The sequence below is a fragment of the Vibrio fluvialis genome, assembly GCF_900460245.1.
Taxonomy (GTDB): domain Bacteria; phylum Pseudomonadota; class Gammaproteobacteria; order Enterobacterales; family Vibrionaceae; genus Vibrio; species Vibrio fluvialis.
Map to the genome: position 1 here is coordinate 912,524 of NZ_UHIP01000002.1, position 13,922 is coordinate 926,445.

13 protein-coding genes are annotated in these 13,922 nt (G+C 49.8%); 9 read left to right on the forward strand and 4 right to left on the reverse strand.

Annotated features, from left to right (window positions below; translation table 11 throughout):
- Positions 1 to 78: 78 nt before the first annotated feature.
- Positions 79 to 1,470 (reverse strand): MATE family efflux transporter, encoded by a 1,392-nt coding sequence (locus DYA43_RS19235; protein WP_061055406.1) that lies wholly within the window; start codon positions 1,468 to 1,470, stop codon positions 79 to 81.
- A 97-nt stretch (positions 1,471 to 1,567) separates the two neighbouring features.
- Here DYA43_RS19235 and DYA43_RS19240 point away from each other — a divergent pair, with 97 nt between their 5' ends.
- Together DYA43_RS19240 and DYA43_RS19245 are read left to right on the forward strand one after the other, a co-directional pair.
- Positions 1,568 to 2,425 (forward strand): AraC family transcriptional regulator, encoded by an 858-nt coding sequence (locus tag DYA43_RS19240; RefSeq protein WP_061056060.1) that lies wholly within the window; start codon positions 1,568 to 1,570, stop codon positions 2,423 to 2,425.
- A gap of 198 nt (positions 2,426 to 2,623) precedes the next feature.
- The gene (locus DYA43_RS19245) at positions 2,624 to 3,391 is read left to right on the forward strand and encodes a TerC family protein (RefSeq protein WP_061055407.1); all 768 of its coding nucleotides are present in this window, start codon (positions 2,624 to 2,626) and stop codon (positions 3,389 to 3,391) included.
- A gap of 65 nt (positions 3,392 to 3,456) precedes the next feature.
- Here DYA43_RS19245 and DYA43_RS19250 read toward each other — a convergent pair whose 3' ends face one another.
- Positions 3,457 to 4,356, reverse strand: a complete 900-nt coding sequence (locus DYA43_RS19250) for an AraC family transcriptional regulator (protein WP_024375521.1) — start codon at positions 4,354 to 4,356, stop codon at positions 3,457 to 3,459.
- A gap of 591 nt (positions 4,357 to 4,947) precedes the next feature.
- Here DYA43_RS19250 and ectA point away from each other — a divergent pair.
- The 5 genes from ectA (at position 4,948) to DYA43_RS19275 (ending at position 9,921) form a co-directional block, all read left to right on the forward strand.
- Complete coding sequence (gene ectA, locus DYA43_RS19255) at positions 4,948 to 5,514, forward strand: diaminobutyrate acetyltransferase (protein ID WP_020329024.1); 567 nt, start codon at positions 4,948 to 4,950, stop codon at positions 5,512 to 5,514.
- An 11-nt stretch (positions 5,515 to 5,525) separates the two neighbouring features.
- Positions 5,526 to 6,791 carry a diaminobutyrate--2-oxoglutarate transaminase gene (gene ectB / locus DYA43_RS19260; protein ID WP_055452195.1) on the forward strand — a complete coding sequence of 422 codons (1,266 nt, stop codon included), beginning with the start codon at positions 5,526 to 5,528 and terminating at the stop codon, positions 6,789 to 6,791.
- Positions 6,792 to 6,800: 9 nt separating this feature from the next.
- On the forward strand, positions 6,801 to 7,193 hold the full coding sequence (locus DYA43_RS19265) for an ectoine synthase (protein WP_020329026.1): 393 nt from the start codon (positions 6,801 to 6,803) through the stop codon (positions 7,191 to 7,193).
- Between the two features lie 83 nt (positions 7,194 to 7,276).
- Entirely contained in the window at positions 7,277 to 8,713 is a 1,437-nt protein-coding gene (locus DYA43_RS19270) for an aspartate kinase (RefSeq protein ID WP_020429420.1), read from the forward strand.
- A 404-nt stretch (positions 8,714 to 9,117) separates the two neighbouring features.
- A complete protein-coding gene (locus DYA43_RS19275) occupies positions 9,118 to 9,921 on the forward strand; it encodes a Cof-type HAD-IIB family hydrolase (protein ID WP_061055408.1) in 804 nt (267 codons plus the stop codon).
- 39 nt (positions 9,922 to 9,960) lie between these two features.
- Here DYA43_RS19275 and DYA43_RS19280 read toward each other — a convergent pair whose 3' ends face one another.
- A complete protein-coding gene (locus tag DYA43_RS19280; RefSeq protein WP_061055409.1) occupies positions 9,961 to 10,362 on the reverse strand; it encodes a ribosome recycling factor family protein in 402 nt (133 codons plus the stop codon).
- A gap of 289 nt (positions 10,363 to 10,651) precedes the next feature.
- On the opposite strand from DYA43_RS19280, the gene DYA43_RS19285 reads away from it, so the two are divergent.
- Entirely contained in the window at positions 10,652 to 11,623 is a 972-nt protein-coding gene (locus DYA43_RS19285) for a LysR substrate-binding domain-containing protein (protein ID WP_020329030.1), read from the forward strand.
- 65 nt (positions 11,624 to 11,688) lie between these two features.
- Here DYA43_RS19285 and DYA43_RS19290 read toward each other — a convergent pair whose 3' ends face one another.
- Entirely contained in the window at positions 11,689 to 12,408 is a 720-nt protein-coding gene (locus DYA43_RS19290) for a prephenate dehydratase domain-containing protein (RefSeq protein ID WP_104408438.1), read from the reverse strand.
- A 367-nt stretch (positions 12,409 to 12,775) separates the two neighbouring features.
- On the opposite strand from DYA43_RS19290, the gene DYA43_RS19295 reads away from it, so the two are divergent.
- Entirely contained in the window at positions 12,776 to 13,903 is a 1,128-nt protein-coding gene (locus DYA43_RS19295) for an HD domain-containing phosphohydrolase (RefSeq protein ID WP_061055410.1), read from the forward strand.
- The last annotated feature ends 19 nt before the right edge of the window (positions 13,904 to 13,922 follow it).

Here is a 13,922-nt window from a genome sequence, read left to right on the forward strand (position 1 = left end):
ACAACAATAAAGTTACACGACCCTCTGGCCTGACTCGCGAACTCCCTCCCTCGTCCGTCAGGCTTTTTTCATCGTGTTTCAGGCAGTGAGAGTGGGTGAGTCACCGTCATTGATGAGGTTGTTAATCCATCGTTTAGAGAAAATGCGTTGTGTGGTAAGAAAAATTTTTGCCCCTTCTTCCAGCCAAATAACCATCAACACCCAGTGCAACGGCCAGCCCAAGACTAAACCAGTGAAATAAGCGAGCGGGATACCAATGGCCCATTGACCGAACAGGTCGATGAAAATGCTGTAGCGAATATCGCCGCCGCTTTTCAGTACGCCGCCGATGCCAACCATGTTGAACACCCGCAGCACCATGCCAAACGCCATGACCAGGCAGACATTGAGTGCCATCGCTGAGTCTTCCAGCGGACTGTGGCTGATAAGCCAGGCAAGCCAAGGTTTGGCGAGATAGCACAACAGAGCGAGTAGCAAGGCCAGTGCGCAGCTGGTAAGCACATACCACCAGGCAGTACTTTCCACCCGTTGATAGTTCTGGGCGCCTATCTCGTTGCCCAAAATAATTGACGCGGCGACGGCAAAGCCAAGGAATGCAGAAATCAGCACACTCTCTATTGGCGAAAGCAGGGAGATGATCGCCAGCTCCGAGACACCCAATTGACCGACAATCACGTTGTAGACCAGAATGCCCGCTGCCCAACCAGTGTCGTGCACGATCATTGGCCAAGCCACTTTGTAATAGCGTGCACGATGCTGAGGTGACTTTGCTTGTCGCCAGTTGTCGCGGGTCGGCAAGAGATGCGGGTAGCGACGGCGCAAGGCGTAAAAGAGCATTGCGGTTTGACATAGACGAGAAATGGATGTGCCAATCCCTGCTCCCAGCACGCCAAGCTCCGGAAAGCCAAACAGGCCGAAGATCAGCAGCGCATTAAGAATCGCGTTAATGATGATGGCGATGATGCTGACTCGCGTAGGCAGTGTCGCCTCGCCAACCGAGCGTAAAGCGCCTTCAACGGGGACTACCAATGCGGTGCAAAACAGGCTGGCGCCAGTGACCCATAGATAGTCTGTCGCCAGCGAGACGTATTGCGGATCGGATGCGATGACAGACACCACCGACTGCGGCGCAATCAGATACAGCATCATAAATGGCAAAGTAAACAGCAGCGCGACCACCCAAGATTGCGCCAGAACACGGCGCACACCGTCGAGATTGCCCGCACCAAAATATTGTGAAGCCAGCACACTCACCGCACCGCTGGCACCTACGATGACGATCAGATTGAAAAAGAAAATCCGGTTACCGACACCGACGGCGGCGGTCGCGGCTTCACCGAGCTGACTGACCATAAATATATCGACCACGCCCAACAGAGAAAACAGCATTGACTGCAGGGAGACAGGCACGCCGATTTGAATTAATTTTTGCCAGAACGGACGGTCCAGCTGACGAAAAGAGGCCATCATGGGTGAGATCTCACTCGAAGGAATTAACGCTGCCAGTGTAGGGGCTGGGCGGATCTTTGTATTGTTCAATTCCCTCTCAAATGTTTGCCAAACTCTCATGATTCAGGATAAGCAGGAACATTACCGAATTTCCGACAAAACGACGCATCAGATCATCGATCAGGAACATGCACTGCATCTGGAACAGAGTGGCATCGTGCAGTGTGGCCTCGCGACGTGTCGCGAATCGTTCAGCGTGTATCGGAAATCTCCGGGCCAGCATATGTTGCTGTTTACGGTGAAAGGCAAAGGCTGGCTGCAAAGTGGGCAAGAGCGTTACGTATTGGAGCCCGGATCGCTGATCGTCGTCCCCGCGGGTTGTGAGAATGGCTTTGGTATCGAAGAGGAAGATTGGCAGCTGGCGTGGTTGTTTTTGACACCGCGTCACGAATGGCGATGTGTCGCCGGTACACACCTACAATACGATTTAACGCCAATCACCGACGTGATGTTTTCCTGTATTCAAACGCTGGTACGCACCATGACACTGCCACCGGAATTAGGACAGCGTGTTGCGCAGCATGCGGTGGAACAAATTAATGATTTGCTCAGTTCACCTGCACCAAACGCGCAATCACGCATGCACGTGCGTTTAAACCGTGCGTTTGAACAAGTACAAAAACAGCTGCATCGAGATTGGACGGTGGATCAAATTGCCGCTTTGGTGCCGTGCTCGGTACCACATCTGCATCGCTTAAGTCAGAGTTATTATCACCACAGCCCGAAAGCACATCTGACCCGCCTGCGTATGGAATATGCGGCACGATTGCTGGCTCGCTCAGACTGGTCGATACAACACATCGGCGAAATGGTGGGCTATGCAAACAGTGCTAATTTCAGTACCCGCTTTAAACGCTGGAGCGGTAAGACACCGCGTGAACATCGGCACGATAAGAAAAACACATTTCTGTTGTGAATCGTATGCAAAACAATATTGGTCAGTACGATATTTACATAGCTTGTTACAAATGGAGATCTTGTCGTAAATCTCGCCGAATGATTTACTTATGCCTCCTAAGTAACAGAGGTTATTATCACTAATGGACGACCCCTTCAGGCGACCAATCCCATTCCTTTCTTCGTTTTACTCCGCTTCCTTGACTAAGGAGGCCACATGCTAGAACTATTACTACAACCGGAAACTTGGGCCATTTTTGCCACATTGTTGGCATTGGAAGTGGTGCTTGGTGTCGACAACGTTGTATTTATCTCCGTCTTGTGTGAACGCTTGCCGCAGCATCAGAGAGCGCTGGCGCGTAATTTGGGTATTGCGCTGGCCGTGACCGCGCGTATCGGTTTGGTGTTTTCGATCAGCTGGGTGATGTCTCTCACCAGCCCTATTGTCACACTGTTGGGTAACGAGCTGTCAGGCCGTGACTTTATCCTGATTGGTGGCGGTGTATTCTTGTTCATTAAAGCCGCAAAAGAACTGTGGTCTTGGTTGACCCACGTCGAGCATCAGAAAAGCGCGAATGTCAGTGCCGGACTGACCGTTGTACTGCTACAAATTGTCGCAGTTGACGCGGTATTTTCTATGGACTCGGTGATCACCGCTGTCGGTTTGACCAACGATATCCCAGTGATGGTGGCAGCGATTCTGGTGTCGGCGGTGATCATGATCCTGACCGCGGCCAAGATTAACGCGTTAGTCAGCCGTTACCCTGGTTTCAAAACGCTGGCGCTGTTGTTCCTGGTACTGCTGGGCGGCTTGCTGATGGCTGAAGGTGTTGAATGGCACATCAACAAAGGCTATGTCTACTTCGCGATGGCGTTTGGCCTGGTAATGGAGCTGTGTCATATCCAGTGGAAGAAAAAGCAGTCGTTAACGATAAAACGTGCTCGTCCACTGCATCTGGATAGACGTCATCCGATTCTGCGTTAATTCGGCATGAACAAAGAAAGGGGAAGCGATGGCTTCCCCTTAATGTTTCCGGACGATGCGTGTATTTAACGAATCGCGGTGCAGAAGCTGACGTCAGCAACGCCAGTTTCTGGATTGCATTCATGGTAGAGCTCAAAGCAGGGACGATCGTCAGAATCGAGCCCTTGTTCCACCACTTTTTCCATCAACTCATCCCAATACAGAACATACTGCGATTTGTCGGTTACTGTGCGGCGAATGGTTGCGTATTTGCCCCCAGAAAACTCGGTGTACTCAATGTGAGCGGGTACTTCTGTACCTGATGGAACCAGCAGGCAGATGTCCGTACGGCATTTGTCAGCGGGTGTCAGTTCCGGATTGTCGTGATAAATGAAAATAGAGGTGTGGTGCGCCAGTCCCGCTGGCCCCGCCCAACCATATAAACTGCCCACGGCGGGCTCGTAGTTTTCGCCATACGGTCCGGTTACGCGTACAAATGCCAAACCGCTCGGTTCGAAAGTCTGTAGATCCATTTGGTGACTCCTTGTTATCAACGTCTGGTGATTATAGGCAGCCTCTGATTCTGAATCGTGTCCATACTTGCGCAGCATGTGTCCTATCTTGCTGTTTTGTAGCAGCAGAGTAAACGCCTCCAGATTATCGCATTCGCGAACCTGACTCGCTGTCAGGCCAAAATGTTGCTTGAACGCTTTGGCAAAGGCTTGCGAACTGGAAAATCCCATCGATAACGCAACATCGACCACCGACAGTTTTTTATAAAACAGATGGTTGGCGGCCTTTTCCATTCTCAAACGACGTAAATAGTCGTTGAGCGTTTCGCCCATTACCGCTTTGAAAATACGATGAAAATGGTAAGGAGAGAGGTAAGCCATGCGCGCAACTTCTTCCAGATTAAACGGTTGATCGAAGTTGGTTTCGAGAAAGCGAATGACGGGTAATAAGCGTTTGTGGTAGTCCGTTTTCATGGGCACACATCTGTGAACGTTGACGTGGTCACTTTACTGCGGAAATCAAAGAGGTAAAGCGCGGTGTCGAGAAGTGTGCAATGACTCTCAACTGCGTATGGCAGATAAAAAAAGAGCCAATCGTAATAATCACGATTGGCCGATATAGATTGTGAACAAAATGCATTCACTAACAACGTCAGTTGGCTAGGTGACCCTCGGCTTAATAAGGGTCGACTAATATAATGCAGTATATGTGCCAAGTTTTAGAGCACTGTTTTGACTATATCTTGCGCGTTTTTCTCTGCTTTTGGCACTATTTCAGCCGTAACTGTTGCATTCTGCGAATGCAAATTGCGAAATCCATTCAAATTGCTAGTGACAGCCTTGTTATTTATCCAGTCTGACATGTCATTGTAAGTAAATTGTCATTTTAATTACACATCTAAATATATTGTCTATTTGGGTGTACTGTTGTTTACTATCTTAACTTATTGATAAAAAATAAATTTATGAGTTTTCTGTAATATTTTGTCGAGTTTAGGGGTTGAAATATTCATTTGAGCTGTTAGTTTATAAAAGGAATTTGTTTAGAGTTCAAATTGAATTGATATGTGGCCGACAATGATTACAGCAGCACCATGGGTTGCATACCCAGAAATTATGCACAACGCTCAGGAAGAGTGGTCGTTCCGAATTCCAAGCCGAACGGATGGCAAACGCGTACATGAATTGGTATCGCAATGTTCACCGTTGGATGAGAATTCTGCCTACTGTAACTTCCTGCAATCTACACACTTTCAAAGTACTTGCGTGGTCGCCGAACGTAATGGCGACATGGTGGGGTTCGTCTCAGCCTATCGCAAGCCGGATAAGCCAAACGAGCTGTTTGTTTGGCAGGTCGCTGTGCATGAAAGCGCACGCGGAATGGGTCTGGCTTTCCATATGCTGAACGAACTGTTGACCCGCGATGACCTGGCCGACATTGACGTGCTGGAAACCACGATTACCCGAGACAACAATGGCTCTTGGAGCTTGTTTAAAAAATTGGATCGTGCCCACGGTGAACAGGGTGAAGTGTCGACGTTTCTTGATGAAACCCGCCATTTTGATGGCGAGCACGACACCGAATACCTGTACCGAATTCCTCTTAATCCACGAACTAACCGAAAAGGATAAATCCCATCGTTATGGATATCTTTAAAAAGAAAGAATCAAACGTTCAATCTTATGCCAACCATTTCCCTGTGGTGTTTTCCACCGCCAAAGGAAGCTGGCTGTATACCAAAGATGGTGATGCTTACCTCGATTTTCTGGCGGGCGCTGGCTCGCTGAACTATGGCCATAACAACGCCATTTTTAAACAAGCGCTGCTTGAGTACATCGACAAAGATGGCATCACGCACGGCCTGGATATGCATTCGGAAGCGAAAGCGGAATTCCTGCGTGCTTTGCAAACCTACATCTTTGAACCTCGCGACTTGAATTACAAAGTGCAGTTCACAGGCCCAACAGGCACTAACGCCGTTGAAGCGGCGATGAAGCTGGCACGCAAAGTCACCGGGCGCAGCAATATTGTTGCCTTCACGAATGGTTTTCACGGCTGCTCATACGGCGCTCTTGCGGCGACGGGGAACCAGCATCATCGTGGTGGCGCGGGGCTTGGCCTTTCGGGCGTCACGCGTCTGCCGTACGACGGCTACGCTGATATTGATGGCCTTGTTTTATTTGAGACCATGCTGAGCGACAACTCGTCAGGTCTGGATAAGCCAGCGGCGGTTCTGGTTGAAACGGTGCAAGGTGAAGGCGGTCTGAACGCGGCATCCAATGAGTGGTTGCAACGCCTGAGCAAAATCTGTAAAGCACATGGCGTACTGGTGATTGTTGATGACATTCAGGCTGGCTGTGGCCGTACGGGCACCTTCTTCAGCTTTGAACCTGCCGGCATTGAACCCGACATCGTCACGCTGTCGAAATCGATCGGCGGATACGGACTGCCTTTGGCCGTGGTGCTCTTTAAGCCAGAGTTGGATCAGTGGAAACCGGGCGAGCACAACGGCACTTTCCGTGGCAACAACCACGCCTTTGTCACCGCAGCCAAAGCGCTGGAAACCTATTGGGCAAACGATGATTTTGCTCAGCACATTCAACTGCGAGCTCAGCAGGTGACCCGCACCATCCAAACGTCGCTGCGCCGCTTCCCTGAATTATTCTCACGCCTGAAAGGGCGAGGCTTGATGCAGGGTATCGAGTGCCAAAGTGGTGAGGTGGCTGAAAAAATTGCCCGCGAATGTTTCCGTTTGGGAATGGTGATTGAAACCGCCGGCCCAAATGATGAAGTGGTGAAGTTTTTCTGTCCGCTGACCATCAGTGAAGCCGAGCTGGAACAAGGCCTGGAGATTTTCGAACGCGCGGTGGAAAACATCGCACCTCAATTCATTAAAAAAGCCTCATAAGGAAGAGTCATGATCGTAAGAACCCTGGATGAATGTCGCCAAAGTGAACGCCGTATCGTTGCTGAAACCGGAACTTGGGAAAGTGTCCGTATGTTGCTCAAAGACGATCAGATGGGCTTTTCATTCCACATCACGACCATCTACAAAGGCACTGAAACCCACATTCACTACCAAAATCATCTGGAATCGGTCTACTGCATGTCCGGTGAGGGCGAAATTGCCGTGGTTGGTGGTGAAACTTACCCGATTAAGCCGGGAACGCTCTACATCCTGGATAAACACGATGAACATTACCTGCGCGCCTACGATGGCGCCGATATGGTCATGGCGTGCGTGTTCAATCCACCGCTGACAGGGGCGGAAGTGCACGATGAAAACGGCGTCTATCCCATCGCCGATTAGTGCTGGCTGAATGAGGTTGCGGACATGACGCCGCAACCTTACTTGAGCGACACCCTGTAAATTCAACATAACGAGGAGACCCCATGTCTTACACCGTAGAAAAGATCGGTGGTACTTCCATGACTGCGTTTGACGCGGTCCTTGATAATATTCTGCTTAAACCGAGTAATCCGTATGACCGCGTATTTGTTGTCTCGGCCTATTCGGGCATGACCGATGCCCTGCTGGAGTGCAAACGCACCGGCAAGCCTGGCATCTATCAAATGATCGCGAAACGCGACGACAGTTGGACGGATGCAATGTACGAGCTGGAACAGCGTATGTTGCTGACTAATGAAAACTTATTTGCCGATCCCATGAGCCGGATTCGCGCCGATAAGTTCATTCGTTCCCGCATTTCTGAAGCGGTGAACTGCATCAACAATATTCTTGAAACCTGCCAGTACGGGCAGTTTTCGCTGCGTCATTATTTGCCTCAGATCCGCGAATTTCTCTCTTCGATTGGCGAAGCGCACAGCGCGTATAACACGACACTAAAACTGAAAACGCTAGGCATTAACGCCCGTTTTGTTGACCTGTCGGGTTGGAACGAAGGCACTCGGGGCAATCTAGATGAGGTAATTCTGCGCGCTTTTGAAGAGATAGATGTCTCGACGGAGCTGCCGATCGTGACGGGTTATGCCTACTGCGACGAAGGCCTGATGAAAACCTATGATCGTGGGTACAGCGAGATGACGTTCAGCCGCATTGCCGCGCTGACCCATGCTGATCAGGCGATCATTCACAAAGAGTATCATCTCAGCTCAGCCGATCCGCGCGTTGTGGGGCCGGAGAAAGTGCGCCCAATGGGGCTGACCAACTTCGATGTGGCCGATCAACTGGCCAACCTTGGCATGGAAGCAATCCACCCCAATGCGGCGGCGGGTCTGCGCAATCAGGAGATTGAACTGCGGGTGAAAAATACGTTTGAGCCGGACCATGCGGGCACGCTGATCTCCAATCATCATCAGCCTGAAGATAACAAGGTCGAGATCATTGCCGGGCGCAACAAGGTATTTGCGCTGCACATGTTTGATCAGAGCATGGTCGGCAAAGTGGATAATGTGAGCTATGACCTGATGGAAATCATTGCCGAAGCCAAAGTGCATCTGGTTGGAAAAGAGATGAATGCCAACTCGATGACCTATTTCCTCAGCGGTTCCAGCGATAACCTCAACCAGCTGCTGTATAAAGCGGAGAAACGTTATCCGAATGCGTCGATTTCCGGAAAAATGGTGGCGTTGATTTCAGCCATTGGTGCGAACATCAACACCAACCAAGCTTTGGCGCGCGGTATGCACGCCTTGGCGGAACTGAATGTGAATCCGATGGCGGCACACTCTTCAATGCGTAATGTCAATGTGCAATTTGTGGTTGAAGACAGCGATTACAACAGTGCGATTTGCGCACTGCACGAAGCGCTAATTAGTGAGAAAACTCGCCAAAGCGCGGCGAACGCCAAACCGGTTAAAGCCGCATAAGATTGCATCTTCAAGCTAAAAATAAAGCCGCCGCAGACAATCTCTGCAGCGGCTTTTCTTATTCTTATCGTGTTCAGTGATACTTAGCTGTTTACCGCCAGGTAAAGAACCAGAAACGAAAAACCAAAGCTGATGGTGGCGGCGCAAGTTAGGTAAAACAGGTAGGCTTGTTTAAAGCTCATAATGACACTTCCTCAAATAAATCTGCTGACAAACTAAACATTTTTTAAGTTTATTACAAATATTTTTGAGTTTTAATTGAGAGTTCAATAAATATCAACGAATTAGTGGCTTGGTCGTCAGACGCTCGGCCGAAGGTATTCTGACAGCAAACTGAATAAGCCGCGACGGAATATGGTAGGATGAGCGGGCCCACGCATTTTGAATCTACGAGTCTTCACTTTATGTCACAACGAAACATCAAATTCATCGCAACTGATATGGACGGCACGCTTCTCGACGAGAAGGGCCAGCTCGACCCAGAATTTTTCTCCCTGCACAAGCAATTGGATGAACGCGGCATTTTGTTCGCTGCTGCGTCTGGTCGCCAGTACTACAGCTTGCTCGACACTTTTGCCGAGATTCAGGATCGCATCATGTTTATCGCCGAAAACGGCACTTTGGTGATGTACAAAGGCGAAGAACTCTACAGCAGCACCATCGATAAATCGGCGGTTGCTGCGATCATCAACGAAGCAAGAAACATTGCCGGAACTCATGTTGTGCTGTGCGGTAAACGCTCGGCGTACATCGAGACAGAGGATCCACAGGCAATGGAAGAGATTCAGAAGTACTACCATCGCTGCGAGTCGGTGTCGGATCTTCTGGCGGTTGAGGATGACTTTATCAAGGTCGCGATTTGCCATTTTGATGGCACTGAGCAATGGGTTAATCCGAGCATTAACGCGAAATTTGGTCACAGCCACAAAGTGGTGGTGAGTGCGAAAATCTGGCTGGATGTGATGAACGCAGAAGCATCGAAAGGCACTGCCATCAAGCAGTTGCAGGCGAAGTTTGATTTTACTGAGCAGGAAACCATGACCTTCGGCGACTACTTCAACGATGTTGAAATGTTGCAGGCGAGCTACTACTCATACGCGGTTGATAATGCTCATGAACAAGTCAAAACGTACGCCCGTTTCCGCGCGCCAAGTAACCGTGATGGCGGTGTGCTGACCATCGTTAAAGAGCTGCTGAGCCAAGCTTAGTCGTTTGCATTCCACTGGTGAACCAGCCTGAACGCTGGTTTACCACTTTTCCTGATCTTCCCGCGCCGTTCTGGCTTGCACTAATGTGCAGCCGGTTTTTTCCATCAGCTCAGCCAGGGTCATCGCCGGGTTGTCCTGCACCAACTGAGCCAATCTTTCGCTTAACGTTTCTTGCCGATAGGGCTTGATGCCCGCTTCCAATTTACTTGTTACCGACGCGACGGCCAATGCGATGTCGCTGGCTTGAATAGCGCGCAGCAACAACAGCAAATCTTCCGGTTCGCCCTGACATTGCCAGTTGCGCGAACGACGAACACGCTTGATGGTGCAGCGATGCTCAGCAGCGAACGCTTGCAAGGCTGTAGCGTGTTCACGGCCGATGCGATGGATCAGCGAAGGCAGGGCAATGGTGACAGTCGATTCCGAGTGTTTGGTGGCCAAATATCTGTGTCCTGATTGATGGAACCACCGACCCGGCCTCGCCGTGTCGACAGTATGCGTTGTTCAACCCCGCTGATCTTAAAGCAAATTGTACGGCAGATAAACTCCGCCATCGCCACGCCTGATTTGCTCACACATGAAATCAGTCGCAGTTTTCTGCGTGTCTTTGTGATGCGATGGCCTATCTTTTTATTAATAGATAGACTAGCTCGAAACCGATGATTCCTGTATAACTAATGGCTCATTTAAGTGATTGTTATGCAATCATTTTGTGACCTAGGAGTACATAATGAAGCTACAGCAACTGCGCTATATCCGAGAGATTCAGCGTAATGGATACAATATTTCGTTAACGTCAGAAAAATTATTCACCTCTCAGCCGGGTATCAGTAAGCAAGTTGCGTTGCTGGAAGATGAGCTGGGCGTGCAGATTTTTGAGCGTCAGGGTAAGCACTTATCCGGCGCAACCGAAATTGGCAGCCAGATCATTCGTGAAGCAGGAAAAATGCTGGAAATTGAAGAGCGTATCAAGGCGCTTTCTGCCAGTGTCACATCGCCGGATATGGGACGAGTGAACGTCTACACCACCAATGCGATCGCGAAATTCCTGTTGCCGGAAACGGTGCAGTTCTTCATGAAAAAGTACCCGAAAGTATCACTGCACATGGGAACCATTGAGCCAGAAACCCGTGGGAATACGTTGCCGTCCGGCCCTTACGATTTCTCTATTGTGGCGCAGGATGTGGATGAGCAGATGGATCTTGCGGTTCTGCCTGCTTACAAGTGGTCACTGGCGCTGATTGTGCCATCAAACCACCCACTGGCTAAAGCGGAAACCATTACGCTGGAACAGCTGGCGCAGGAAAAGCTCATCAGTTACGAACTCAAATCGACCGGCCGTGGCGCGATTGATAACGCGTTTAAGCAGAAAGGCCTGACGCCGAAATACATCGTCACGGCGATGGATGCGGAAGTGATCAAAGAGTACGTGAGTCTGGGGGTCGGGATCGGCATTATTGCCTCGGTTGCCACCCACAAGCTGAGTGATTCCATTACCGTGCGTTCGCTGGAAGGGCTGGTGCCGGATTGTTACGCTTGGCTGTGTTACAACAAAAACACCTATCTGCAGCAATATATGTATGACTTCATTGAAAAGTTTGCGCCGCATCTGACTAAAAATGTGATTCAGAATACCTCACATCTGCCACGAGCAGAGCTGATGAAATGGTTTGATGATCGCGAGCTGATGACTTATCAGTAGACCCCTGATCCCGCTTTTCCAAGTGAAAGACATACCGCTCGCTGTCGGTATGTCTTCCTTTCAAATTACAGCTTTTGTCCTTGCTTAATCGCCGCTTCCAGCTCTTTACGAGCATCTGCTTCGCCAATCGGTGAGACCCGTTTTTCCACATCCATCAGCAGGAAAGACGTTTTGTTGTTCTTGTTGTCCTGAACACCTTGCTCAACCACAACCAGATTCGGATACACTTTCTCCAGCACACAAGCTCCAATCGCCGCGGTGCCATCTGGCATTTCGCCGTTTGAGACGCGTTGCGCCGCTGCTGCCGTGCCTTCCGGAACGGCCAGTTCTTTCGCATTCAGTGTCTGTTTCCAGCTATCGATTTGCTTGAGAGCGGCAGGGTGCGAGGCAATTAATGCAATCGAGCGTTTCGCCTTCACATCTTTACTGTTCATCAGTACACACATTTCAATCGGGGTAGTGATAAACGCTTTCACACCAACGACTTTGTATTGCTGCAATGCTTCAACCGTAGCCTGGACTAAGCGGCCGTTAATGGTGGAGTTCTCAACCGCGCTGAATGCCAGTGCATCATTAAGATCGGCCTGCATAAAGGTGTTGAGCGGAGTGCCGGAAAAATCCACTTCTGCTTTCAGTGCGGGTTGTTGTTCGAACAACTTGGTGATGGCGGCATCGTTAAAACTGCCTTTTGACGCCTGAACGTAGATGTGGTCGCCTGTCGTCGCTATCGCGTGGGAAGCCAACAATGCAGAACTGAGAATAACCAGAGGTAGCAATCGTTTCACGACAAATTCTCCTTATTATAGTGTGAAACTATGAGCTTATTATTTAATCAATCGGTGGAGAAGGGTTACCGCTACATTTTTTTACAAACCACGATCTGGCTTCACGCAATCAGACGGGCGAAGTACCGCCTATTTTGCGTGACTCCGTCACTAAGCTTCACCTGTGGCACGAACAACATGCAACATGTGAGGCTTATTCCAATCGCTTTGTGAAGTAGTGCAAATACCTTCATAAAAACGGGCGCTGGTTAACTGGTCGTACTTTATGCAACGTGAGGCTTTTGCTATATCCACACATTAACTGCACAAATGTTATGGTCTTTTATTGTGCGGATGATGAATAACAACAGTCAAAGTCAGGTGTGTGATGGAAACGGCTTTTAGCTCAGAACCAGAGAGCGTAATTCGTCGGTGGGCGTCGTATTTGGTCATCGATCAGCAAACGCTGAATACGCTACGCGAATTCTACTGGGTGATGGAACAAAATATTGATGACATTCTTAGCCATGTTTATGCCCATTTGAGCAGCAACCGGGAAACGGCGCATTTTTATCAGGATGAACAGTCAGTCAAACGGGCTAAAGCCCACCAACGCGAGCATATGATGCGCTATGTATTTCGTGGCAACTTTGGCGCTGAGTATTACAACGCAACCAACCGCATCGGCAAAACCCATCATAAACTCGGTATCGACTTTAAGATCTACTCCGGCGCTTATTGCATTGTTCTGAGCCAGCTTGCCGGAGTGGTGTATAAAGTGCTGGCGCCAGAAATAGGCAACGTTCAGCGCTACATGACGGCGCTCAACCGGGTCATTTTTATGGACATGGGACTGGCCACCTCCGTCTATTACGACACCGCTTGCCTTGAGCTGGAAGAGTTGGCTCATGAGCTCAACTTTGCGCTCGCTAAAGCGGGCGAATTTCGCGATAACGAAACCGGTGAACACATCAAACGCATCAGCCGCATGAGCTTTGAACTGGCGAAAGCGGCGGGGCAAGAGCCGCACTGGTGCAAGATGATTCAAATCGCCAGCCCGCTACATGACGTCGGCAAAATTGGTGTGCCGGACGACATTTTACTCAAACCGGGCAAGCTCGATGAGCAGGAGTGGAACGTGATGCAACAGCATCCGGCAATGGGTGGCGTCATCATTCCCGACAACAAATCTGAGCTGATCCGCATGGCGCGCCGCATCTCTCTTACGCATCACGAGAAATGGGATGGCTCCGGCTATCCGGCTGGCTTGAAGGGAGAGGAGATTCCGCTGGAAGGACGTATTGTAGCTATTTGTGATGTGTTCGATGCGCTGCTGTCTACCCGTCCTTACAAGCGCCCCTGGAGCATGGAAGAGGTGGGCACTTATCTGCGTGACAACCGCGGCAAGCATTTTGATCCACAGTTACTGGATATCTTTATTGAGAATCTCGCCAATATGCAGCTCATTCGCTGTCAATTTGAGGATGCGGTGTCCCCTGAAATTGTGGCAGACTAGCGTTACTACGTTAACTATC